Origin of the sequence: Lysinibacillus parviboronicapiens (genome assembly GCF_003049605.2) — a bacterium.
GTDB classification, from domain to species: Bacteria; Bacillota; Bacilli; order Bacillales_A; family Planococcaceae; genus Lysinibacillus; species Lysinibacillus parviboronicapiens.
The window spans coordinates 2,582,354-2,603,085 of sequence record NZ_CP073713.1 but is presented as its reverse complement, the minus strand read 5'-3'; the positions used below and the strand labels follow the sequence as shown (position 1 = coordinate 2,603,085).

Genomic DNA, 20,732 nt, shown 5'->3' with positions numbered 1-20,732 from the left:
TCCTCCTTTTTTATGCCGTAAATTTTCGTTGAACGAGTAGTAAACGAATTAATAACGTAATAGCGCCTGCGGACAGTCCTGCTACAAGCCCTATCCAGTAGCCGAATGGCCCAAAATCTGTATAGGTTGCAAGTGCATATCCGACAGGAAGGCCAATTACCCAATAGGATATAATGGCCATAAAAAAAGTTATTGTAACATCCTTATAACCACGCAATGCTCCCTGTACGGGTGCCTGAATAGCATCTGAGAGCTGGAAAATTGCTGCATATACTAAAAAGTGTACGGCATATTCCAAAACTTTTGCATCTGTTGTGTACATACTCGCAACTGGTTGACGTAACATGAATAGGATACACGCAGAAATAAAGCTAAATAGAATCGCAGTACCCACACAAATAAAACTATAAATTTTTGCGCTATGCATTCGCCCTGCGCCAATCTCAAATCCAACTAAAATCGTTACGCCCATTGAAATACTGAGAGGTACCATATAGAGCAAGCTCCTATAGTTTAAATGTTGTAGCTACTTAAAATCCTATTTTATTTACAAAAGCCACCTTGTATCAAAATCACATTTTTACTATTTCTCATATTTCTATGAATGTAAGAGTGATATTAACCACATACTGTATAAAATCAGAAAAGGTGAATTTTATGAATTGGCTATTAATAAAAGTTGCATTAATTGTTGCTATATCACAAATTCCATTAGAAACTAAAGCACTTGAAGAAAATTATGAATCAAATTTTATCCAAAATGAGTCAGAAGAAATTGTTGGGAATTTACCAGAAGCTAATGTTATTTTATATGCTACCCAAAAAGATGGATATTTAAAAAATTTCAACTTAAAAACAAATGAAAATGTTCAACATTTTCCAGATTGGACAAATGTATCCAATGAAGCTTATAGTCCTAAAATTTTCTATAAGGATATTAACTCTGATGGCAATAAAGACTTAATTATTGTCTTAACAACTGATTATGGGACAGGTATTTAGGAACAAAATGTACATGTACTCCATAATAATAGAGTCAATGGTGGTGAAATTTATAAAGAAATCCTTGTAGATAATCCAATAGCTATTGTTCTAAAAAATGTAAAAACTTCATTAACAAAGTCAGAGGCTACTATCAATATAAGGAAGGAAAAAACTGTTATCGAAATTGGTGAATTTGGAATTCAAAACAATCAATTATTTCCAGAAATATATGTCGGGAATATAATTGAATTTGATGTTTTAGACAATGAATTAACTGCGATTGTTGGAGCTCAAATCGCTCCAGTTGGTGGAGAAATTGGTAGTTTTCATATTAAATATATCTATAAAGATAAGATGTACCAATTAAAAAAGATTGAATTTATTTCGAATACAAACTAAAAACCATCTACACGGAAGAAAGTATGATTTCCAATAACATATTCTTCTACTACTTTAATATAAGATTGTCCACCGTTGAAGGAATAACCTTTATATCCGTTTTTACTAAAATCCTTAATTTCTACAAAATACTAAAAACCCTCTAAAAACCCTAAATTTAGAAAATGTATTTTAACTGTACTTACTTTATCATCTCAAATCATTGGCATGGATTAACGTGACCATAGTAACCTTGTAGATAGCATGACGGTGAGTATAATCTCAATGTATATCATTTAAAAATAGTATGTAGTTAAGAGAGGGGATAAAATGAATCCCGAGAGAAATTCACTGGAACAAAAACAGGCCAACCACAATTCTATATTAGAGATAGGCGATAAGCTCGTTGTAACCAAATCCCGACCCTGATTTTCTTGCAAATAACCTTTGCGAAATTGGGGTCTTTTTATATGGAACATAATTGGGAAATATCCATTTCAGCATATAGGATTAGTACACGGATTAATCCATCCGCTTTCTTTTCTAGGAAAGGAAAGGATTTGCTTGTATTGGTTTTATATCATGAAGTCTATGCTTATCGCCGGTAATCAAGTGGTTATTTATAGAGGCGTTTTCCAGAAGTTTCGCGACTTTTTGGAGGCTTTTATTTCATAGCTATTACAAGGGAATTCAGAGAATAAATAATCATTTTACCTCATGGCAAAATATGTTGTCAATAATAAATTTGTAAATTTATTAAAAAAATGTTACAATAGTTTTACAATTATTTTTTTAAAATCGTATTTCGAATTCCGCTGTCCTTTTTTGCAGATAGAATTTGGGTACGTTTTTTTAATATCCTTTTTTAAGCCGAAAAAAAATCAAAACAGTTATGTGAGCTTTAAAGGAAGTTAGTTGAATAAAATTATTAATTTACCATCTAATAGTAACCGAGTTTTTATTCCTTAAGGAGGACTAGAATAATGAATTTAATCAATAAGAAAGTTACACACAAGCGTTTTGGCATGGGTAGTATAGTTAAACATAATGATTCTAGTATTGAAATACATTTCGCATCGGAAAATAAAATGTTTGTTTTCCCTGATGTATTTGGAAAGCACCTAAAACTACATGATAAAAGTGATGCTAAGTCACTTGAAGGAATTATACAAAAAAAGGAAATTGAACGAAAAGAGGAAGAATGGAAGAAGGAAGAGGAAAAAAAACTACAACGAAAAAAACTGATACTTCGCTTGGAACACGAAAAACTTATGAAAAACCATAAACTTCATCCCGAATCACAAATGGTTTTTTGGTGTGACACAGAAGAACAGAATAGTTCTTTTTCAGAGTGGAAGGTTTTTTCAGGCGCAATAAAAAGTGGTAATAACAAGGGGAGGCCAAACAAACCAACCCGCTTGCACCCAAATAGCGCTGTCCTGTTAACAGCAGTAGATTCCGGGATGCATGAAAAAGACAGACGTATCTTAGGTGTCTATATGGTGAATGAAGATTTTATCGGTAAGCTTTGTGAAGATGGAAATATTCCTGCTCATTCAAAATACAGACTCCAACTTACGGAACAGGAATCGGATCAGCTACTTTTATGGGAATATTATGTAAATGAAAAATCCCCCGACAAAATGACATGGAATACAGGTAAATACCGTTATTTTGATAATTTATGGATGGCTCAAATTTTACTTGATATAGTTTCGTTGAAAAGTGACCCAAATGAACGAGAGCTGGCACAACAATTTTTAAAACATTTTTGTAAAATGAATCAGATAACAGCTCAAGAGTTACCAAAGCCTAATGGCGCATTAATGCGATTAAGACGTTAGCCAAAGCGAGTAAAATGGGTTTGGGTTTATGTCCACTTGAGGTAGGACGTTCCCAAAGATTAAAATACCTAGATCAACCAGAAGGTAATACGGGAACAGTCATCCTTTAACTTTAGATGTTGTGATAATTTACATTTAAACTATTATGTACTTAGTTCAAGGAGCAACAGTTGAAGACGAAAAAATAGGATCGACCTCACTGAAATAGGAATCGAGTATATATAATTAAACACAGCTGCACCACATGTGTTGCCACATACAGTCCACACATGTGGGTTGCTTAATAATGATGGTCCATAATGACTGAGATGTTGCACTATTAAATCATGCAGAATAGATTAATCCATTGACTAACAAGCCACGGAATTTCAGTAAGTATGTGAAACGACTAATTGAAGAGGATATGAAACAAGGTCCACGTAGTGAAATATGGATAGACAGAAATGAACCGGTAATACACGAGGATAAAGCATACTCCATCGAAACAAAAGATGCCGTGAGCAGCTTTATAAAAAAAGAAAACCACTTTAATCGAGTGGTTTTCGTCGTTTTAAATACCTAGTAAAATGCTTTTTCTTCGCATCAAATTCTTCTTGAGTTAAGATACCAGCATCCATGAACTCTTTTAACTTCATTAACTTTCGTACATGATGTATCTTCCTTGTATTTTATTCCCTTGACATGGTGCAGTCAGATAGGATAAAAATAAAAAACTGCTCGCTGTCTACGGCCAAGTAGTAAGTCTTATATGACTGTGCATGCTACAAATATACATTGTACCTAACAGACGGAGGAATTCCAGTATATATGCTGAAGTACGTTTAATCATAATGAACTAGTATAGCATATAGATAGTGTGATGGAGGAAAATTTAAAGGCTTCATCTATATCTTTTCGTCCGCATATAGTAAAATTAAAGACTGTAAACGAAAAGTAGCGAGAGCTACAATGGCTTTTAGGAATAGGAGAATTTACGTGAAACAACAAACAATCATTTTAACCGGTGGTGGGACAGCTGGCCATGTATCACTCAACCAAGCGATACTACCGTCTTTACTTGAACTAGGTTATGATGTCCACTATATTGGTTCAGAGCAAGGGATTGAAAAAGAATTGATAGGCGAGGCATTTCCGGATATACCTTTTTATGGGATATCGAGTGGGAAATTGCGTCGTTATTTCTCAATGAAAAATTTCACTGACCCTTTTAAAGTGCTTGCTGGAATCATGCAGGCTTTTCGTATCATTAAAAAAGTAAAACCCACGGTCATTTTTTCAAAAGGTGGCTTTGTTTCGGTACCAGTCGTGATGGCAGCTAAAGTAGCAGGTGTTCCGGTTGTTATCCATGAATCCGATGTAACGCCAGGGTTGGCAAATAAAATCGCTTTACCATTCGCTTCTCACATTTTTACTATTTTTGAAGAGACGCTTCAGCATTTGCCCCAAGAAAAGGCTACATGTACGGGTTCGATTATTCGTCAAGAGCTTTTTACCGGTAATAAGGCACAGGGGCTATCGCTTTGCGGTTTCACAACGTCCAAACCAGTACTCCTTGTTATGGGCGGAAGTCTAGGGTCGATTGTCTTAAATGATGCGCTCCGTCAAAACTTACCTGAACTTTTACAAACCTTCCAAGTAATACATCTTTGTGGTAAAGGAAATAACGATTTAGCGCTAGAGTCACTACCCGGCTATAAACAATTTGAGTATGTGACAACGGAATTACCTGATTTATTACATGCGGCAGATTTCGTCGTATCGCGTGCAGGCTCTAATTCGATTTTCGAATTTTTAGCACTTCATAAACCAATGTTGTTAATCCCGCTGTCAGCACAAAAAAGTCGTGGCGACCAAATTTTAAATGCTAAGTTATTTAAAAAACAAGGCTATGCAGAGGTATTACAAGAAGATGAATTAACAAAGGAAACGTTTATAAAATCAGTGCATACGTTAACAGCCCGTAAATCAGAAATGACGGCAACGATGGAGAAAACGCAAAGACCAAAAACGCCAAATGAGATGGCAAAATTAATTTTGCAATTTAAAAAATAAAAAAAGCTATGTGTTCTGGCAAGAGACAGAATACATAGCTTCTTTTCGTTTGAAAAATGGGATATTTTTATTACATCGCTTGTTCTTCGCCTTCTTGCAGTTGATGGGCAGTTGTCAGGTAGAACAGATCACGCGGAATTTTATATAAAGTAAATTGTGCTTCTCCACCATTTACTTGTGCTAATAATGTCGGATGACTTTCGTTAGCACTGATAACATAGGGGAGTTTTGTAGCTGCACGCTGAGATTTTGTATTTTCAACTCTTATACGGAGAAAGACCGTATGGAAATTATAATCAAAGAATAATTCATTTAAAAACAGCATTTTAGCCTTTTGGTTATAACCTTTACCTTGATAAGGGAGTCCAATCCACGTTCCGAGAAAGCCAGCACCGTCCTCTACATCATGAATGCTAATGGTGCCGATTGGTTGACCCCAATCATCAGTTATAGTCCTCGAAATAGCGAGTCCTCTCGCTTCTTCTTCAATCAGTTGTTTCGTCATAAACCAGTATTCATCAGCAGATGCGGCTTTTTGACGGACAAAAGGGAATACAGAAGGGTGTGATAATAGCTCATAAAGCTCTGTACATTCATGTAGGTCTCGATGTTTAAGCATACGAAACGCCTCCTTTACTAGGGTAGTTAAAACAATTCCGTTGAAGCATAAAGAAGTAAACTAAAATTCGTACTGGAATTAAAAACCCAAAGAACTAGACGTTATAACTATGAAATCCATAATCTCCCGCTGTCTTACTGATTTTGCGACCATACCGAAAAATGGCTAGTTTTTTTAATATAATATAACAAAGCTACTGCTTAATGCAATAATTTTGCTCGTTAAAACGAAATTTAAGTTTAATAGTTAGTCAATTCAGAAAAGTCTAAAAATTATATAATTACTTATGGGTATAAAGTCCAATGTACCAATAATATCCAAATAATTGATTAATATAACAATTCTTTAGTATTATATAATAAAATTCGTAAATTGGATATCATCAAATTTCATCCAGAAAAAGATAGAAATTTTCTAGGTGGAGAAAGTTAATCTTCTGTAAATATGTTATAATTGTAGCATTGATTTTTTTGTATAAATTAATGAATTTATTACGACTCTATAAACAACAACGACTATTTTATGGGAGGTGACAGCATGGATTATTTTTTAAGTGAAGCGCAATTTAATCAGCTATTCATCGGCAAAGATTTTGTCTTTCTCATGAAAAGAGTCCAAGATGATTATCAATATATTCACTTAAATCAAGCGGCGCAAACTCTGTTATCAAAAGAAGCCATCGGAAAAATGCTTTCTGCAATCTCCTCTAGTCGTAATTTTGCCATTATTCAAGAAAATTATCATCAAGCAATCGCCCTAAATAAACAAGTCGATTATGTGGATTATGCATATATTGAATCTGAAGTGCGGAAATATGAGACATCTGTCAGACCCATTATGTTCGGGGATGATCATTATATTTTAGCTATTACAAAAGAAATTTTATATGACCGAAATATTGAAGATAAGTTTCTATTTATGCGATCTATGTTTGATCATGCTTTCTTTACAACAGTCATTTTATCAGCTGGTGGTGTTATCTATGAAGCAAATTCTAGCTTCTTGGAGGATTTCGGGTTAGATAACGAAAAATTGAAACATCAACTTTTTATTGATTTACCAATTATCCCAAAAGATGAAATTGAAAAAATACAAAACTATTTAAAAAGAGCAGCTCTGGGTGAAAATATCGGGGAGAAGCTTATTAAGCTTCATACACTGGAAAAAAAAGAACGCATGTATTTGGTCTCGCTTTCTCCAGTTATGCAGGGAGATAATTCATTTGCAATATTTCTCATCATGCAAGATTTTACTCAATTTACTGAGCAAAAGGCGGAATTACGTGCCAAATCTCATGGACTTGAAGTTTTTAAGGCCGCTTTAAATTCCGCAACATCTATTGCCATTTTAGATATTGAGGGTACCATCGTGGAAGTAAACGATTTATTTTTAAACGCATCAGGATTTACCGCAGATGAACTTATTGGTCAACCCTATAATTTAATTGAACCGCGTCACCATACAGAAAATTTTTTACAGACTATAAACAAAACACTTGATATGGGGAAGATTTGGCGAGGTGAGTTATGCTACCGTACCAAATATCATGCCGATTACTGGGTGGAGGCAGCCATTGTACCGTTGAAAAATGAATTTGGTAAGGTCGAACAATATTTATCCATTAACTATGATATTACGGACAAGAAAAGAATGTTAACGGAATTAAAAAATATTGAACGAACATTTCGTCTTATCACTGAAAATACAAATGATTTAATTGTAATTACAAACGAAGATGGCATCATTATTTATGCTTCTCCTTCTTATAGGATATACTTAGGCTTCGAAATTGTGGAGTTACAAGGTCAGTTTTATAGTACCATTGTCGATGAGGAAAGTAAGAAGGCCTGGCAAACGTTTTTGAATAATTTTACAGGTCAAACAGATACACAGTTGGAACTTTTACTGAAAGCAAAGGATGGCACGCCTGTTTGGACCGAGGGCAATGTAACTGTAGTGCATGATCCAGAACGTGAAACGGTGTCACAAATAATGATGGTTTCACGTGAAATTTCACATCGCAAAGAGCGAGAAAATGACTTGCTTTATTTAGCTTATCATGATAGTTTAACGCAGTTACCCAATCGTCGCTATCTATTGAAGGAATTCCCTAAAATATTAGCAGATGCGCATACGAATAATGTGTGCTTAGCCATGCTGTACATTGATGGGGATGATTTTAAGGATGTTAATGATCAATATGGACATGATACAGGTGATGACTTTATCCGTAATTTTGGCAATGTATTAACCGCTTCGGTCCGTAGTCATGATTTAGTTATTCGCATTGGTGGCGATGAATTTATTGTCATTTTAACGGGACTAACGAGAGATACAGAGGCAAGGAATGCGCAGATGATGCATATTATTAACCGTATCCGTAATGAATTGAAAAATGGGTGGACAATTGATGATCATCATTTTGCACCCACTGCCTCCATAGGAATTGCATATTACCCAGATCATGCAAAAACATTGGATGCGCTGATTGACTTAGCGGACCAAGCATTATATAAAGCGAAAGAATTTGGGAAAAATAAGCTATATATAACAGAAGCATAAAAAAAGTCTGTACGAGCGAGTATTTACTTGTGGTACAGACTTTTTAATTGGTGTTATGCTAGAGTGGTGGTAATACAAATATTTTACTGTGTATCAGTTATTTTGAAATAGAAGGTGATGACATGCCTAAAAAGATATTATTAGTAGAAGATGAGAAACATATTGCACGTTTTGTAGAACTAGAGTTACAGCACGAAGGTTACAGTGTGACTGTTGCTTTTGAGGGGCGTGAAGGATTGACACTTGCTTCGTCACAAGATTTTGATGTGTTATTATTAGATGTTATGCTGCCTGGCATAAATGGAATTGAAATATGCCGTCGTGTACGCGCTCACTCTAATGTGCCGATTATTTTACTAACAGCGCGTGATGCAGTAATGGATCGAGTAGCAGGCTTAGACGCAGGTGCGGATGATTACATTGTCAAGCCATTTGCGATTGAAGAATTACTTGCAAGAATTCGGACAATTTTGCGACGTGTTACACCAGAAGAAAAAAAAGGTGTAACATTGGAATTTCGTGATATAGCAATTGATATTGCGGCTTATGAAGTATATGTGCAGGGTAAAAAGCTAGATTTAACAAAAACTGAATATGATTTGCTTAAACTACTAGTAGAGCATAAAAATAAAGTATGTACACGTGAACTGATTTTAACTTCTGTATGGGGATATGATACAGATATCGAGACCAATGTGGTGGATGTATATATTCGGCACTTACGCACAAAATTGCCAGGTGATATGAATGCCTTTATCGAAACGGTCCGTGGAGTAGGGTATGTGATGCGTGAATGAATAAATTAAAAGCATATTTTGCTAATCTATCATTGCAAAGAAAATGGATGTTCACTTCTAGTGCCGTGATTTTTTTTAGCTATGCGATTATTTGTATGGTGGTGTATATCTCGCTCCATACATGGTTACTAAATGATGAAGAAAGTAAAGTGAAGCGGACAAGCGATGATATAGTGTCTTTTTTAGAATCACAGGGGCCAAATATTACAATTCAGCAAATTCAGCAAAACACAGGGCTATTAAACTCGATTGTGGATCGAGATCAGTCCGTGAGACTGTTTAATATAGATGGTATTGAGATTTTACGCATCAATGATACTTCTCAAGCAGCACCGCTTACTGCAATGCGAGAAATCGTACAAATGACGGTTGACAAAAAAGATGTTTTTGTAGCAAATGAACCTGTTCGACTTGGCTTTTTCCAAGGTTATATTCAAGTCATTCATCCACTAACAGGCTTTGAATCATTAATGAATTATTTGCTAACAGCTATGCTTATTGCGGGTGTTGGGGCGCTGTTATTATCAGGTTCAATCGGTTTTTATCTCGCCAATTATTTAATGAAACCACTTCATGCATTAAGATCGTCAATGAAAACGGTAATGGATAAGGGTTTTAACGAACCTATACAACTGGCTTATACATCACAGGACGAAATTGGTGATTTATTGAAAATGTACAATGCGATGATGAATGAATTACAAATCTCATTTACGCAGCAACAACAATTTGTCGCCGATGCTTCTCATGAGCTACGTACGCCCATTCAAGCCATTGAAGGTCATCTTTCCTTATTGAAAAGATGGGGCAAGGATGATCCAGCAATTTTAGAAGAATCCATCGATACCTCACTTACGGAAATTGCACGTATGCGTAAGATGATTGAAGAGCTATTAGAACTTGCGCGTCGAGAGGAAAAGGACGACATGAGCGAGGCTGATGTCATTGTGGTATTAGAAGGTGTTATTTCAGAAATGGAGCTATTACATCCGCAAGCTCGAATAACGCTGTCGAACAATGACGAAATAGGTACTTTATTTATTACAGAAAATGCACTTAGTCAAATTGCTCGTAATATACTAGAGAATGCTATTCGTTATTGTGAAAAAGTTCCTGAGATCAAAATTTCGGTGTCAGCACATGACCAAGAAGCGCATTTGCAAATAGCGGATAATGGTATCGGAATAGATGAAGAAAACCTTCCATATATCTTTGATCGTTTTTATCGTGTTGATGAGGCAAGAAATCGTCAAATTGGCGGTACTGGCTTAGGTCTTAGTATTTCAAAAATGTTACTTGAGAAATATAATGCCTCTATAGAAGTCAAGAGTGAGAAAAATGTTGGAACCGTTTTCTTTGTGAAAATACCGCTGAAATATTAAGGAAAATACGCGCTTTATTCCGTAATTCTATTCTTTGAGAAAAAAATTGCTTAATTTACTGAAAAGAGTTGTATTTTTTGTGAAGAGTAGTAAGATTGAGATGGAAAAAACGTTCTTTAAATTATGGATAAGTTGTGTCAAACATCCTTTTAATGAGCGAAGAAATATTATATAATTAATTGTAATTTAATTAATGGAACTGCCGATAGGCAAAATTTGGAGGTCATTTTTCATGTCGAACAACGTTACAACTGTAAGTTCTCCATGGTCAGCTTTCTCTGGTCCTAACCTAGGATATGTGATGGAGCAATACGACTTATTCTTACAGTCTCCTGAAGAAGTAGAACCGGAGTTAGTATCATTATTCCAACAATTTGGTGCACCAGTAGTAGCAGATGGTGAAGTAGCTGTAGTAGGTAGTTCAGCCGCTCCTGCAGGCGACTATAAAAAAATATTAGCAGCTGTGAAATTAGCGGATACAATTCGTACACACGGTCATTTAGCAGCAGATATCTATCCTCTAAAAAACCGAGCACTACAAACAGCTCAAATTGAAGAAAGCGCGTTCAACTTAAGTTCAGCAGATTTAGCTGAAATTCCTGCTGCTATCTTCTTCAAAGATGTGCCAGCAGGCGTGAAAAATGGTAAGGATGCAATCGATTATTTAAAATCTGTTTATACAGATAAAGTAGCATTTGAATATGGTCACGTAATTGCTACAGAAGAACGTGATTGGATTCAAGCACAAATTGAATCTGGTTCATTAAAACAATCATTAGTTTCTGACGAGAAAAAAGCTTTATTAGATCGTTTAACACGTGTTGAAAACTTTGAAAAGTTTATTCATAAAACATTCGTTGGTCAAAAACGTTTCTCTGGTGAAGGGCTTGATACACAAATTGTCCTATTCGATGAGATTTTGAAAACAGCAGAAACAAGCAACGTTGAAAATGTGCGTATCGGTATGGCGCACCGTGGTCGTTTAAATGTACTTACACACATCTTAAATAAACCATATGATATGATGTTCTCTGACTTTGCGCATGTTTCAAACGACTTATTTTTACCAGAACATGGTCGTCTTGAAATTACAAAAGGTTGGACTGGCGACGTGAAATACCATATGGGTGCTTCGTATAACCGTGAGTCAGGTATGAATGTTAAACTTGCTTATAACCCATCTCACTTAGAAGTGGGCAATCCGGTTGTGTTAGGTTCTACACGTGCAACTCAAGATGACACTTCAAATCCAGGGCAAGCTGTTCATAACCCAGGAAAAGGATTAGGGATTCTTGTTCATGGTGATGCGGCATTCCCAGGTCAAGGGATTGTAACAGAGGTGTTAAACTATTCGAAAACAGAGGGCTTCTCTACTGGCGGAACAATTCATATCATCGCAAACAATATGATTGGGTTCACTACGGAGTTGCATGACTCTCGTTCATCTGTCTATTCTTCAGACCCAGCAAAAGGGTATGAAGTACCTGTTGTACACGTTAACGCAGACAGTCCGGAAGCAGTTGTTCAAGTGGGACGTTTTGCGGCTAGCTACCGTCAAAAATTTGGTAAAGATATTATCGTTGACTTGATTGGTTACCGTCGTCATGGACATAACGAAACGGATGATCCAACAGTAACAAATCCAGAAGTATATAAACTTGTATCTAAACACGAAACTGTACGTGCTTTATATGGTGCTCAATTAGTGGCTGAGGGTGTCGTTTCGAACGATGACGTAGCTGCACTCGATACAGCTATCTATGCTGAAATGCAAGCTGCTTATGATCATGTAAAAGAAATGGCAGATAAAGATGACCATAAGCATTTAGAAATGCCAGAAGAGTTAAAAGTGGAATTTCCACAAATCGAAACAGCCGTAGGTGCTGAACGTTTAGAAAAAATTAACGAAGAGCTTTTAGTATTTGAGCAAGACTTCCAACCACAAAATAAACTTGGCAAAATTTTAGAAAAACGTCGTGATGCTTATGCATCTGCAAAAATCGACTGGGGTCATGCTGAAACTTTAGCATATGCTACAATTATCCAAGATGGCACACCAGTTCGTTTTACTGGTCAAGACGCACAACGTGGTACATTCTCACAACGCCACTTAGTGTTACATGACAAAAACAATGGTAATGTGTTCACGCCACTTCATCATATTTCTGGTGCAAGTGCATCATTTACAGTACACAACTCACCGCTTACTGAAGCAGGGGTAGTAGGCTTTGAATATGGTTACAATTTAGAAAAAGGTAATGTATTATCAGTTTGGGAAGCACAATTTGGTGACTTTGCGAACATGGCGCAAGTGATGTTTGACAACTTCATTTCAGGGGCACGCTCTAAATGGGGTCAAAAATCAGGTTTCGTTATTCTGTTACCACACGGTTATGAAGGCCAAGGTCCTGAACACTCTTCAAGTCGTATGGAACGTTACTTACAAATGTCAGCTGAAAATAACTGGTTTGTAGCAAACTGTTCGAATGCAGGTAACTACTATCACTTATTACGTCGCCAAGCAGCGATGCTAGAAACTGAAGGAGTACGTCCGCTTGTAGTTGTATCGCCAAAATCATTACTGCGCCACCCATTGGCAGCAGCAAATGCTGAACAACTAGCAAATGGCTCATTCCAAGAAGTTATTGAGCAACCTGGCTTAGGTACAAATACTAAAGCAGTTGAACGTATTGTATTAGGTACTGGTAAGGTCATGATTGATTTAGCTGATCGCATAAAAGATGGAGAAGGCTTCGATCACGTACACATCGTACGTGTGGAACAACTTTACCCATTCCCAACTGCGCAAGTAGCTGATATTATAGCTAAGTATCCAAATGCAAAAGAGATTGCTTGGGTACAAGAAGAGCCTAAAAATCAAGGTTCTTGGAATTACGCATTAGAAACGTTATACGAACTTTCTGCAGGTAAAAAGCTTCGTTATGTAGGACGTCCTGCAATGAGCTCGACTTCAGAAGGCGATGCAGATTCTCATAAAGCAGCTCAGGCAGCAATCATTGATGAAGCAGTTGCTGAATCGGTAAAAGTTAAATAATCGCGTAATTATCACTGAAATACTGGGCTATTAGCCTTAGGCAGTAGCCCTTTTATGTGCATGCATTATGCACGTTAATCAAAGGAGGAAATGAAAGTGGCTGAAATTAAAGTCCCTGAATTAGCAGAATCGATTACAGAAGGTAGTATTGCACAGTGGGTAAAAAAAGTGGGCGACCGCGTTGAAAAAGGTGAATTCATCGTTGAACTTGAAACAGATAAAGTAAACGCTGAGATCATTTCAGAAGAAGCGGGTGTGTTAACACAAATTTTAGCTGAAGAAGGCGATACTGTACTTGTAGGTCAAGTTATCGCAGTTGTAGAAGCTGGCGAAGGTGCAGCACCTGCTCCAGCAGCTTCAGCACCTGCAGAAGCAACACCTGCAGCACCACAAGCAGCTCCTGCACCTGTAGCAGCAGCTCCAGTTGTAGAAGAAACTTCTGGTGAGCGTGTAATCGCATCTCCAGCAGCTCGTAAACTTGCGCGTGAAAAAGGCATTGACCTTGCTGCCGTATCTCCAGTAGATCCACAAGGCCGTGTCCGTGTACAAGATGTTGCAGCTCATGGTACAGCACCAGTGGCAGCTCCTGCAGCACCTAAAGCAGTGGCAGCTGTTGATGAATCACGCGTGACAGTTGAAAAAATGAGCCGTCGTCGTCAAACAATTGCTAAACGTTTACTTGAAGTAAAGCAATCAACAGCGATGCTAACTACATTTAACGAAGTAGACATGACTAACGTGATGGCATTACGTTCTCGTAAAAAAGATCAATTCTTTGAATCTACAGGCTCTAAACTTGGTTTTATGTCATTCTTCACAAAAGCAGTAGTGGCAGCACTTAAAAAATACCCATATGTCAACGCACAAATTGTTGGTGATGAAATCCACTTAAACAATTTCTATGATATTGGTGTAGCTGTATCAACTGAAGAAGGTTTAGTAGTACCAGTTGTACGCGATGCTGACCGTAAAAACTTTGCTGAAATCGAGGATTCGATTGCAGACTTAGCGAAAAAAGCACGCGACAAAAAATTAGGTTTAAGTGATTTATCTGGTGGTTCATTCACTATTACTAACGGTGGTGTATTTGGTTCATTAATGTCTACACCAATTATGAACGGTACACAAGCAGCTATCCTTGGCATGCACACGATTAAAAAACGCCCAGTGGAAGTTGATGGCGAAGTTGCCATTCGTCCAATGATGTATCTTGCGTTATCTTATGACCACCGTATTATCGATGGTAAAGATTCTGTAGGCTTCCTTAAAACTGTTAAGGAATTACTTGAAAACCCAGAAGATTTATTATTAAATTCTTAATAATTAGAGTCAACTCCTCCAAGCTATGTGCTTTGGGGGAGTTTTTTATTCATATTGAGTAATTAAATGGTTTTTTTGATGCCCATAATTTTGTATAATAGATAAATACTAGAAACTGTGTATTTAGAATTAAATCATTAGTCTGAAAAGTGATAAAACTACCTTGACGAATAGCCTATTTTTATAGTAGTATCTAAATATCAATTAAATAAACAAACCTCACGTTCCTTTGTGAGGTAGAGGCGCGATATTTATTAGTTCATTGTTGAGTTTAAGCAAGCGAAGACGCAATGGAGAAGGAAATGTCGCCGAAGTATAAAAGGAGCTCGTACTTTTATGCTGGGTCTGCAGTGAATAAGTGCAGGACTGTCCTAGTAGATATAATTCCAGTTTACTAGGTTGTGCTATCTCGGAAACATGGAAATTATAGTGAGGATTTGGGCAACTGTTAATAAAAGGTACGACCTAAGTTCTGGACTTAGGTCGTTTTTTTGTACAGTTGTTTTATTTTTTTACAGAAAAGGGGAGTTTTGTATGAAAAGAAAATGGTTGCTATTTATGTTAGCCACAATGACTGCAATTGTATTAGCTGCATGTGGTTCAGATGACAAAAAAGATAACGCGACTGACAATGCTGGGAAAGAAGAAGAAGGTGGCGAGTTCCGTGTTGGGATGGAAGCAGGCTACCCTCCGTTCAACTGGACACAGCAAGGTGATGCAAATGGCGCAGTGAAAATCGCTGATAATGCGGAATATGCAGGCGGTTATGATGTACAAATGGCGAAAAAAATGGCTGAAGGTTTAGGGAAAGAATTAGTTATTGTTAAACTTGAGTGGGACGGTCTAGTGCCAGCTTTACAATCAAATAAAATTGATGCCATTGTGGCGGGTATGTCTCCTACAAAGGAACGCAAACAAACAATAGACTTCACAGAGAACTACTATACATCAGATTTTGTTATGGTCATTAAAAAAGGTAGCCCATATGAAAATGCCAAATCCATACAAGATTTTTCTGGTACAAAAGTTACCTCTCAATTAAACACTTCTAACTACGAAGTAATCGATCAAATTAAAGATGTGAAAAAGCAGACAGCAATGGAAAACTTCTCAGCAATGCGTGTTGCATTAGAGGCTGGTAAAATCGATGGCTATGTAGCTGAACGTCCAGAAGGTATCTCAGCTGCAGCTGCAAATGAAAACTTTACATTTGTGTCATTTGAAGAAGGTTTTGATACAGATATCTCAAATACATCTATTGCGGTTGGTTTACGTAAAGGTGATGCTAATGTTGATAAAATCAATGAAATTCTAAAAGGCATTTCGGAAGATGATCGACAAAAAATTATGGAAGATGCAATTCTTCAACAACCAGCAGCACAGTAATATGGATGCACGGGCCATATATCAAGCCCGTGCAATCTATTTTAACCTTATTCAGTGAATTCTCATTGAATGGTAGTAATGTCTTGGGTAAAAGTCTCATAATTTGAAAGAAGCGATGCAAATTAAATTTAACAGACGATCAAGGCAAAGACCAAGGCATAATGGATATGAACAAGCAACAAGAAGTTGTTAGGAGGAGCATCATGAGTTTTGAATGGATTATTTCTATTATAGAAAACAACTGGCAAATGTTTTTACGGGGCGCTTATTATACGTTACTTATTTCAACGATTAGTACAATTATTGGTGCATTCATCGGATTTTTCATCGGTATAATGCATACCATTCCAACGCGTAAAAAGGGCATAAAGCATGTGATTTTAAAGCTTTTTAACTTTATATTGACATGCTACGTTGAATTTTTCCGTGGTACACCAATGATTGTACAAGCAATGGTGGTCTATTACGGATTAGATATTGCGTTTGGTATTGATATGCACTTTATTACAGCTGGTATTTTAGTAGTTTCTTTAAATACTGGTGCATACATGGCTGAAATCGTGCGCGGTGGTATTGTTTCTATTGATAGAGGACAATACGAGGCAGCTTCTGCAATTGGTATGAATCATATCCAAATTATGATACATGTCGTATTACCACAAGTTGCACGTAACATTTTGCCTGCAACAGGTAATCAATTAATTATGAATATTAAAGATACAGCTGTATTAAACGTTATTGGCGTAACAGAATTATTTTTCCAAACTAAATCTGTTGCAGGCAATAATTTCCGATATTTTGAATCATTCTTCGTTGCATGTGTACTATACTTTATCATGACTTTTACAGCATCACGTATCTTACTTTATGTTGAAAAAAGACTTGATGGTCCAGATGCATATCAAAAACAACAGAAAGAAACATTATAGGGGGACGCACAAATGGCAGTCATTCAAATTGAACATTTAAGTAAATCATTTGGACGTAACCAAGTGTTAAAAGATGTGAATTTTCAGGTAGAAAAGGGAGAGGTTGTGTGTTTAATCGGTTCCTCAGGGTCCGGCAAATCAACACTACTTCGTTGTATTAATTTATTGGAAATACCAAGTGGCGGTCAAATTATCTTCAAGGGTGAAAATATTTTAGATGAAAAACATAATATTCAAGAATATCGTACGCATTTAGGAATGGTATTCCAGCAGTTTAACTTGTTTAATAATCATGATGTTCTTAAAAATTGTACTGTTGGTCAAATAAAAGTGTTAAAACGTTCTAAAGAGGAAGCAGAGCAAACGGCTTTAAAATATCTTGAAATCGTTGGTATGGCACAATATGTTAATGCGAAACCTCGGCAGCTATCTGGTGGTCAAAAGCAACGTGTCGCGATTGCACGGGCATTGTCGATGAATCCTGAAGTCATGCTTTTTGATGAACCAACGTCAGCCCTTGATCCTGAGATGGTTGGGGAAGTATTGAAAGTCATGCGCCAACTAGCCGATGCAGGAAACACGATGCTGATTGTTACACATGAAATGGAGTTTGCAAAGGAAGTCGCAGATCGTGTCGTATTCATGGATAAAGGTGTCATTGTAGAAGAAGGCGCACCATCCAAAGTGTTAGTAAATCCTGAACACGAACGAACAAAAGAGTTCTTAAAACGCACTTTGAAATAAAGAAAAAATTAATTTCGGACGCTTTACTGGAATGCCAGTATCAACTTAGCACCCGGTTCTAATGAAAAACATAAAAATAAGTGAGCCTATAAAACAGGCTCACTTATTTTCTAGAATTCCATTCTGAATACAAAACAAAGCAAATGACAAATGCAATAGCAATGATAAAAAACCATTGCGGTACACCACCAAAACTCATGTACAAACACCTCTTATAAGAATTGTAACAGGTTTAAATGGACATGCAAACAGTCTTTGCGGACAAAATATAAACTTCTATGGTTTTTTTCTCCACAAAAGTACTAAAATCGTATAAAATAAAGTGAAACATCATCAAGGAGATATTTTTCATCTCTCCAGTGATTAGTTGTTGAACCAATGGAGTACTGATAAGTGTTTGATTTCCCAGTTAGAAACTTTACTTAAACTGATTTTAAGTGAGCCTCTAAACACTTGTTAGTACAGGGTAAAAAATTAGACGATAGCCAAGTGCTAGTAAAGAGAGGTAGAGATTATGTTACATTTAAAATGGAAAGATGCACCAACACTACGCACAGTCACTTGCAAACATACTAATGCATCAAAATACTTAGTTTCCAACGTATTAACAGTAGGGAAAGAATATGAAGTGAAAAATGAAACAGAAGAATTTTTATTCATTATCGACAATACGGGGAATATTGGCGGCTATTATAAAGATTATTTTGCATGAGCTAAAAAAGGGTGTCTCAAAGTTAATTTTGAGACACCCTTTTCCTATGAGTAAATGTATAATGTTGCTCAACTATCTTTTTAAATCAGTTACACTCTGGAGCTGCTGCCTTTCTTTTTCTGTCGCTGTGTGCAAAGCAAAGACGTCTTGTATAGCTAATTGAAGTTCGCGTTGTGTTTCTTTAAACTTTGTTACCTGTTGTTCAAAGGTAGAGTTAGTAAAGCGTTCATTTGTCCGAGCTAGTCGTTCTTCTAGTTGAGCGTAATGATTATCCATATTCATCGACAACATCATGGCTAATTGATTTTTCCAAAGTGGGATAAGTGTCACAATTGAAAATTCAATTTTTTCTGCTAGTGTTTGATTTGCTTTCTGAATCATGCGAATTTGTGGCGCTGTTTGTAGGGCTACTTGTTGTGAAACCTGTAAATCATAAATTCGTTGATCGAGACGTTCAATTTGTTCGGCAAAATCATTGAGCTGCTGGATAACAAGAGGCTGTTTATTTGTTTGTGCTTTTGCCACTTTTGCGGGCAATTCAATTTCAATGACTTGCTGCTTCTTCATTTGACCGGCTGCAATAGCAGTTGCTAATTCTTCAAAAAAGCCTTTATTATACGAATATAGTTGTTCGAGCATCTCAACATCATCAAAGAGCTGGAGCTGAGCGCGCTCCAGCTGTACGCCAATACGCTCCACTTGGATACTAATACGTTCAAATTCAGTCAACGTTTGTTTGACTGTAGGACCCGTTTTACTAAACACTTTTTTGAAGAAGGACTGTTTCTTAGGTTCTAAGGCAGTGGGATCGACACGGTCTAACGTTTGCATTAAAGAATCAAGCATTTGGCCAATCTTTGTGATGTCTTTTTGTTTTACCTGTGCAAGCATGCGATCGGCAAATTGAGAAAGGGAACGCTGTGAACCTTGCCCTAAAGATAAGACCGATTCGAAGTTAGTAAGGTCAATTTGACTAGCTGTCAGCAATGCACGACTTTGCGCAAGAGGCGATAGCGTTTCAAATGTCGCCATCGCCTCCTCTGTTGTTGCTTGTAAATAAGTATGCACAAGTGGTGAAGCACCTTGTAATGAATCTAAATGAAAAATACGATCGCTATTTGTTGTCACTTATCATCGCCCCGCCATTCTAGCTGTTCTTTCCGTCTACTAGTAGAACGATTAGCGAATTCAATCTCCATTTGAAGATGATCGATATCATTTGAAAGTGCATCCTTTAAGTCAATTTGAATCGTGTCATTCAAATCCGTTAATGTTTCTCGTGTCTTTGATAAGGTGATTTGGATTTCTTTATCCTTGACAGGCTGTTTTGAAAGCATTGTATACTTATCAGTTAATTCTACTGCTGAAGGAAGGTGCGCATAAAAGAATTGTTCAACATTATAAAACTTTCGAGGATCTGTCTTTACCATTTTGACAATATTTTTTGAAATACGTGTCATTTCGAGTAATTGTTTAAAGGCGCTAACAGAACGCACACGTAAATAATTTTGACTTAATGATTGAATATGTTTATTTGCTGTTGAGATTTGTGATTCAATATGTTTGTATTCTTCCTTTGAAATACCTGCTATTTGCATGACTTTCTTTTTTTGGTTATGTTTCAGCAACATCGTACTTGTTGCGTAAGTTCCAGCGAACAATAAACCCCCAAGGAAGAATCCTGGATTTGCCGCAATTGCTGCGATAGAAACAGTTGATAACGATAAAATTAAGCTAGCGGTATGTCTAGATAAAAACTGTCCGACACTGAGCATAGTTTCTTCCTCCTTGCTTTTCAATATGTCTATCTACTTATACGAAATATTCGACATAAAGTTTCAATGAAATAACCCTTACATAAATTTTACTTCTATTTGCTAAGTTTCTCAATGATTATACTTAATATAAAATTGAAACTTTCACCAAACAACCATGCTACCCAGTCGAGCAACCGTGACTTTTACCTGG

At 36.6% G+C, this 20,732-nt stretch carries 16 protein-coding genes, 1 pseudogene and 1 riboswitch; of the genes and pseudogenes, 12 read left to right on the top strand and 5 right to left on the bottom strand.

Annotation, left to right across the window (positions count from 1 at the left end; all coding sequences use genetic code 11):
• Positions 1-10: 10 nt before the first annotated feature.
• Positions 11-517: pseudogene (locus tag C9J31_RS12405) on the bottom strand (MATE family efflux transporter); the annotation flags it as partial.
• Positions 518-657: 140 nt separating this feature from the next.
• Between C9J31_RS12405 and C9J31_RS12400 the strand changes: the two are divergent.
• Both C9J31_RS12400 and C9J31_RS12395 read left to right on the top strand, forming a co-directional pair.
• Positions 658-1,002, top strand: a complete 345-nt coding sequence (locus C9J31_RS12400; protein ID WP_107950723.1) for a hypothetical protein — start codon at positions 658-660, stop codon at positions 1,000-1,002.
• Between the two features lie 1,343 nt (positions 1,003-2,345).
• Positions 2,346-3,206, top strand: coding sequence for a malate synthase (locus C9J31_RS12395; RefSeq protein ID WP_107950722.1), 861 nt, complete (start codon positions 2,346-2,348; stop codon positions 3,204-3,206).
• Between the two features lie 527 nt (positions 3,207-3,733).
• On the opposite strand, the gene C9J31_RS24280 is transcribed toward C9J31_RS12395, so the two are convergent.
• Complete coding sequence (locus C9J31_RS24280) at positions 3,734-3,841, bottom strand: SHOCT domain-containing protein (protein ID WP_107950721.1); 108 nt, start codon at positions 3,839-3,841, stop codon at positions 3,734-3,736.
• 340 nt (positions 3,842-4,181) lie between these two features.
• On the opposite strand from C9J31_RS24280, the gene C9J31_RS12385 reads away from it, so the two are divergent.
• Positions 4,182-5,258 (top strand): undecaprenyldiphospho-muramoylpentapeptide beta-N-acetylglucosaminyltransferase, encoded by a 1,077-nt coding sequence (locus tag C9J31_RS12385; RefSeq protein WP_107950720.1) that lies wholly within the window; start codon positions 4,182-4,184, stop codon positions 5,256-5,258.
• A gap of 70 nt (positions 5,259-5,328) precedes the next feature.
• Here C9J31_RS12385 and C9J31_RS12380 read toward each other — a convergent pair whose 3' ends face one another.
• Positions 5,329-5,877 (bottom strand): GNAT family N-acetyltransferase, encoded by a 549-nt coding sequence (locus C9J31_RS12380; protein ID WP_054767715.1) that lies wholly within the window; start codon positions 5,875-5,877, stop codon positions 5,329-5,331.
• 537 nt (positions 5,878-6,414) lie between these two features.
• Between C9J31_RS12380 and C9J31_RS12375 the strand changes: the two genes are divergently transcribed.
• From C9J31_RS12375 to C9J31_RS12335, 9 genes are all read left to right on the top strand, one after another.
• Complete coding sequence (locus C9J31_RS12375; protein WP_107950719.1) at positions 6,415-8,439, top strand: diguanylate cyclase domain-containing protein; 2,025 nt, start codon at positions 6,415-6,417, stop codon at positions 8,437-8,439.
• A gap of 122 nt (positions 8,440-8,561) precedes the next feature.
• Positions 8,562-9,236 carry a response regulator transcription factor gene (locus C9J31_RS12370; RefSeq protein ID WP_107925200.1) on the top strand — a complete coding sequence of 225 codons (675 nt, stop codon included), beginning with the start codon at positions 8,562-8,564 and terminating at the stop codon, positions 9,234-9,236.
• On the top strand, positions 9,233-10,618 hold the full coding sequence (locus C9J31_RS12365) for a sensor histidine kinase (RefSeq protein ID WP_107925201.1): 1,386 nt from the start codon (positions 9,233-9,235) through the stop codon (positions 10,616-10,618). The genes C9J31_RS12370 and C9J31_RS12365 overlap by 4 nt, the downstream gene beginning before the upstream one ends.
• Positions 10,619-10,850: 232 nt before the next feature.
• Positions 10,851-13,673 (top strand): 2-oxoglutarate dehydrogenase E1 component, encoded by a 2,823-nt coding sequence (locus C9J31_RS12360; RefSeq protein ID WP_107925202.1) that lies wholly within the window; start codon positions 10,851-10,853, stop codon positions 13,671-13,673.
• 96 nt (positions 13,674-13,769) lie between these two features.
• Positions 13,770-14,993, top strand: coding sequence for a 2-oxoglutarate dehydrogenase complex dihydrolipoyllysine-residue succinyltransferase (odhB, locus tag C9J31_RS12355; RefSeq protein WP_107950718.1), 1,224 nt, complete (start codon positions 13,770-13,772; stop codon positions 14,991-14,993).
• A 229-nt stretch (positions 14,994-15,222) separates the two neighbouring features.
• A riboswitch (Lysine riboswitch) is annotated at positions 15,223-15,408 on the top strand.
• 119 nt (positions 15,409-15,527) lie between these two features.
• Positions 15,528-16,379: a transporter substrate-binding domain-containing protein gene (locus C9J31_RS12350; protein WP_107925204.1), complete on the top strand. Its 852-nt coding sequence runs from the start codon at positions 15,528-15,530 to the stop codon at positions 16,377-16,379.
• Positions 16,380-16,582: 203 nt separating this feature from the next.
• A complete protein-coding gene (locus C9J31_RS12345) occupies positions 16,583-17,308 on the top strand; it encodes an amino acid ABC transporter permease (protein ID WP_107950717.1) in 726 nt (241 codons plus the stop codon).
• A 12-nt stretch (positions 17,309-17,320) separates the two neighbouring features.
• Entirely contained in the window at positions 17,321-18,052 is a 732-nt protein-coding gene (locus tag C9J31_RS12340) for an amino acid ABC transporter ATP-binding protein (protein ID WP_054767716.1), read from the top strand.
• A 514-nt stretch (positions 18,053-18,566) separates the two neighbouring features.
• Positions 18,567-18,764 (top strand): DUF6501 family protein, encoded by a 198-nt coding sequence (locus tag C9J31_RS12335; protein ID WP_054767717.1) that lies wholly within the window; start codon positions 18,567-18,569, stop codon positions 18,762-18,764.
• 72 nt (positions 18,765-18,836) lie between these two features.
• Here C9J31_RS12335 and C9J31_RS12330 read toward each other — a convergent pair whose 3' ends face one another.
• Entirely contained in the window at positions 18,837-19,892 is a 1,056-nt protein-coding gene (locus C9J31_RS12330) for a toxic anion resistance protein (protein ID WP_107925206.1), read from the bottom strand.
• A complete protein-coding gene (locus C9J31_RS12325; protein WP_107925207.1) occupies positions 19,889-20,539 on the bottom strand; it encodes a 5-bromo-4-chloroindolyl phosphate hydrolysis family protein in 651 nt (216 codons plus the stop codon). The genes C9J31_RS12330 and C9J31_RS12325 overlap by 4 nt, the downstream gene beginning before the upstream one ends.
• Positions 20,540-20,732: the final 193 nt, after the last annotated feature.

Excerpts from the sequence above, each read along its gene's own strand:
- C9J31_RS12400 (WP_107950723.1), top strand. The coding sequence starts at position 658 with ATGAATTGGCTATTAATAAAAGTTGCATTAATTGTTGCTATATCACAA.
- C9J31_RS12395 (WP_107950722.1), top strand. The coding sequence starts at position 2,346 with ATGAATTTAATCAATAAGAAAGTTACACACAAGCGTTTTGGCATGGGT.
- C9J31_RS24280 (WP_107950721.1), bottom strand. The coding sequence starts at position 3,841 with ATGAAGTTAAAAGAGTTCATGGATGCTGGTATCTTAACTCAAGAAGAA.
- C9J31_RS12380 (WP_054767715.1), bottom strand. The coding sequence starts at position 5,877 with ATGCTTAAACATCGAGACCTACATGAATGTACAGAGCTTTATGAGCTA.
- C9J31_RS12375 (WP_107950719.1), top strand. The coding sequence starts at position 6,415 with ATGGATTATTTTTTAAGTGAAGCGCAATTTAATCAGCTATTCATCGGC.
- C9J31_RS12370 (WP_107925200.1), top strand. The coding sequence starts at position 8,562 with ATGCCTAAAAAGATATTATTAGTAGAAGATGAGAAACATATTGCACGT.
- C9J31_RS12365 (WP_107925201.1), top strand. The coding sequence starts at position 9,233 with ATGAATAAATTAAAAGCATATTTTGCTAATCTATCATTGCAAAGAAAA.
- C9J31_RS12360 (WP_107925202.1), top strand. The coding sequence starts at position 10,851 with ATGTCGAACAACGTTACAACTGTAAGTTCTCCATGGTCAGCTTTCTCT.
- C9J31_RS12350 (WP_107925204.1), top strand. The coding sequence starts at position 15,528 with ATGAAAAGAAAATGGTTGCTATTTATGTTAGCCACAATGACTGCAATT.
- C9J31_RS12345 (WP_107950717.1), top strand. The coding sequence starts at position 16,583 with ATGAGTTTTGAATGGATTATTTCTATTATAGAAAACAACTGGCAAATG.
- C9J31_RS12340 (WP_054767716.1), top strand. The coding sequence starts at position 17,321 with ATGGCAGTCATTCAAATTGAACATTTAAGTAAATCATTTGGACGTAAC.
- C9J31_RS12335 (WP_054767717.1), top strand. The coding sequence starts at position 18,567 with ATGTTACATTTAAAATGGAAAGATGCACCAACACTACGCACAGTCACT.
- C9J31_RS12325 (WP_107925207.1), bottom strand. The coding sequence starts at position 20,539 with ATGCTCAGTGTCGGACAGTTTTTATCTAGACATACCGCTAGCTTAATT.